This is a genomic window from Delftia sp. ZNC0008 (assembly GCF_000799035.1).
GTDB classification, from domain to species: Bacteria; Pseudomonadota; Gammaproteobacteria; order Burkholderiales; family Burkholderiaceae_C; genus Comamonas; species Comamonas tsuruhatensis.
On record NZ_JTKZ01000715.1, the window covers coordinates 1 to 3,581 of the forward strand.

Annotated in this window: 2 protein-coding genes; one reads left to right on the forward strand and one right to left on the reverse strand. The window is 65.9% G+C overall.

Annotation, left to right across the window (positions count from 1 at the left end; genetic code table 11):
• Positions 1–146 precede the first annotated feature (146 nt).
• Positions 147–1,031 (reverse strand): putative selenate ABC transporter substrate-binding protein, encoded by an 885-nt coding sequence (locus tag L995_RS23175; protein ID WP_047473856.1) that lies wholly within the window; start codon positions 1,029–1,031, stop codon positions 147–149.
• Between the two features lie 586 nt (positions 1,032–1,617).
• Here L995_RS23175 and lldP point away from each other — a divergent pair.
• Positions 1,618–3,321: an L-lactate permease gene (gene lldP, locus L995_RS23180; protein ID WP_047473857.1), complete on the forward strand. Its 1,704-nt coding sequence runs from the start codon at positions 1,618–1,620 to the stop codon at positions 3,319–3,321.
• Positions 3,322–3,581: the final 260 nt, after the last annotated feature.

Genomic DNA, 3,581 nt, shown 5'->3' on the forward strand with positions numbered 1-3,581 from the left:
TCTTGCCCGCGCCCGAGGGGCCGATCAGCGCAATGGCCTCGCCCTGGCGTGCGGCCAGCGTCACGCCGCGCAGCGCAATGCCGCCGCCGGCGTGGGTCAGGCCCACGCCTTCCAGTTCAAAGCTCATGGATTGCGCCTGCTGCGGCTTACTTGAGCAGGCCGGCCGACTTGGCGGCAGCCTCGATGCCTTCGTAGTTCGAGGCCTGGGTGGGCACGAAGCGCGCGGCGCGCTGCAGCTCCAGGATGGCCTTGTGCTCGGGCTTGGCCGGGTCCAGCGCCAGGAAGGCGTCGGTCAGCTTCTTGACCAGGGCCGGGTCCAGGTCGCCGCGCACGGTCCAGTTGTAGTCGAAGTAGGGCGGCGTGGTGGCGAACACGCGCACCTTGCTGGTATCGACCTTCTTGCTCTCCACCAGCTTGTCCCAGACCGATGCATTGAGCACGCCGGCCTCGGCCTTGCCTGCGGCCACGAAGGCCACGGTGGCGTCATGCGCGCCGGAGAAGGCCACGGTCTTGAAGTCCTTCTCGGGGTCGATGCCGTCCTGCTGCAGGAAAAAGCGCGGCATCAGGCTGCCCGAGGTGGACGAGGGCGCGCCAAAGGCAAAGCTCTTGCCCTTGAGGTCGGCCAGGGTCTTGATGGCGGGGTTGGCCGTGATGAACTTGGAGGTGAACCTGGCGTCTTCCTCGCGCTGCACGATGGGGATGGCCGTGCCGTTGGTGCGGATCTTGGCCTGCACGAAGGTGAAGCCGCCCAGCCAGGCCAGGTCCAGCTTGCGCGTGGCCAGCGACTCGACCACGGCGGCGTAGTCGGTCACGGGCGTGAACACCACCTTCATGCCGGTCTGGGCCGAGAGGTACTTGCCCAGCGGCTCGAACTTGCGCTGCAGCTCGGTGGGAGCTTCATCCGGGATGGCCGAGACGCGCAGCACGGCGGGTTCGGCGGCCAGCGCAGGCAGGCTGGACAGGGAGGAGGCGGCCAGCACGCAGGCAGCCGCCTGGCGCAGCGCCGAGCGGCGCGCAGGAATGTGGTTCATGGATGGGCTCCGTTCAATCAGCCACCGCCGTCCGGATACACGGCGGTTTAATAAGGCGCCCGGGGCTGACCCGGGCGCCGAAGATACAAGGGCGGTACACCGACCGCTGAGGCTGCATTGTAGGGAGCGGGCTTTTCCGTTGGGGACGTCAGGCATGAGCGCCGGACCTGCGGGCACAGCGCTGCCGCCGATCTTTTTCCCGCGAGCGCTGCGTTTGTGCACCGCCTGGGGCCTTGCTTGGCCGGGGACTTGAGCATGCGTTGCACCAAAACATTCATGATTGGTCTGACCAATAAACATCGTGGTGCATTATCTGCACTCTTTTAGGTGTTTACCCTGTTCATCTGCCCACTTGAAAGCTCTGAGAATCGCACCACTTCGCGCAATGGTCTGAATTTTGGCTTAATTGGTTGGACCAATTTTCCAATGGCCCACAAGGCGCCAGCGCGGGGAACACTCCCAGACACCGTTGCAGCCAGCCAGCAGACATCCTGTGCGGATCGCACCGCATGCCAACGCTGCAACGAGAGGGAGTGGCCGACAAGGGGCGCTTACCGCGCCCTCCCCATCATCTAGAGACACGGTCATGCAAACCATCTGGCAGCAGAACTACGATCCCGCCGGGAACATCTGGATCTCGGCGCTGATCGCGCTGATTCCCATCATCTTTTTCTTCCTGGCGCTGACCAGGTTCCGTCTCAAGGGCTACCAGGCTGGCACCGTCACCGTGGCGCTGGCGCTGGGCGTGGCGCTGCTGTTCTACAAGATGCCCGTGAGCGCGGCACTGGCCTCGGCCGTGTACGGCTTCTTCTACGGCCTGTGGCCCATCGCCTGGATCATCGTGGCGGCCGTGTTCCTCTACAAGATCTCGGTCAAGACGGGGCAGTTCGACGTGATCCGCTCGTCCATCCTGTCGGTCACGCCCGACCAGCGGCTGCAGCTCATCCTGGTGGGCTTTTGCTTCGGCGCCTTCCTGGAGGGCGCGGCCGGCTTCGGCGCGCCCGTGGCCATCACTGCCGCGCTGCTGGTGGGCCTGGGCTTCAAGCCGCTGTATGCGGCGGGCCTGTGCCTGATCGCCAACACGGCGCCCGTGGCTTTCGGCGCCATGGGCATTCCCATCATCGTGGCGGGGCAGGTCTCGGGCGTGGATGCATTCGCCATCGGCCAGATGGCCGGCCGCCAGCTGCCCTTCATGACGGTGCTGGTGCTGTTCTGGCTGATGGCCATCATGGACGGCTGGCGCGGCGTCAAGGAAACCTGGCCTGCGGTGCTGGTGGGCGGCGGCTCGTTTGCCCTGGTGCAGTTCCTCACGGCCAACTACATCGGCCCCGAGCTGCCGGACATCACCTCGGCCATCGTCTCGCTGGTGGCGCTGACGCTGTTCCTCAAGGTCTGGCAACCCAAGCGCATCTTCCGTTTCGACACGGAAGGCGAGGGCGGCAAGGCTGCTGCCATTGCGAAGACAGCCAAGGCGGTCAAGGCTCCCGCCGCCGCTTCCGGTGCACCGCTGACGGCCGGTGCCGTCATCAAGGCCTGGTCGCCCTTCATCATCCTCACGGCCATGGTGACGGTCTGGAGCATCAAGCCCTTCAAGGCGCTGTTCGCCGCAGGCGGCCCGCTGGCCTCCACCGTCATCAACATCCCCGTGCCCTTCCTGCACAACCTGGTGGAGAAGACGCCCCCCGTCGTGGCCGCCGCTGCGCCCTACGGCGCGGTCTACACCTTCAACTGGCTGCTGGCCACCGGCACGGCCATCCTGATCGCGGCGCTGATCACCATCACCTTCACGCGCCTGTCGCCGGCCAAGGCCGTGGCCACGCTGGGCGAGACCTTCAGGGAACTGGCCGTGCCGATCTACTCCATCGGCATGGTGCTGGCCTTCGCCTTCGTGGCCAACTACTCGGGCCTGTCGGCCACGCTGGCCCTGGCGCTGGCACACACGGGCCAGGCGTTCACGTTCTTCTCGCCCTTCCTGGGCTGGATCGGCGTGTTCCTCACGGGCTCGGACACTTCGGCCAACGCGCTGTTCGCCGCGCTGCAGGCCACCACGGCGCAGCAGCTGGGCCTGCCCCAGGTGCTCACGGTGGCGGCCAACACCACGGGCGGCGTGACGGGCAAGATGATCTCGCCCCAGTCCATCGCCATTGCCTGCGCGGCCGTGGGCCTGGCAGGGCGCGAGTCGGACCTGTTCCGCTTCACGGTCAAGCACAGCCTGATGTTCGCCGTGATCATCGGGGTGATCACGACGCTGCAAGCCTATGTGTTTACGTGGATGATTCCGGGGTATTGACATGAAACACCCCCTGAGTCGCTGCGCGCCTTCCCCCCGTGGCACGGCGCCTCTCTACCCGCTTCGCGGGGGAGGGGGACGACACCCTCGCGGCGGGGCGGCCCTTGCTCGGTGTCCCTGGCTTGGGCAGTGCGGGTTTCATGCGATGAGGCTGGCGCATAGCGCCGTGAATCACTGAAAACCAATTCTGAGAATCCCCATGCGCGTTGCCGATCAAGTTGTCGAGAAATTGCTTGCCCTGGTGCAGGCCAGCGGAGTGC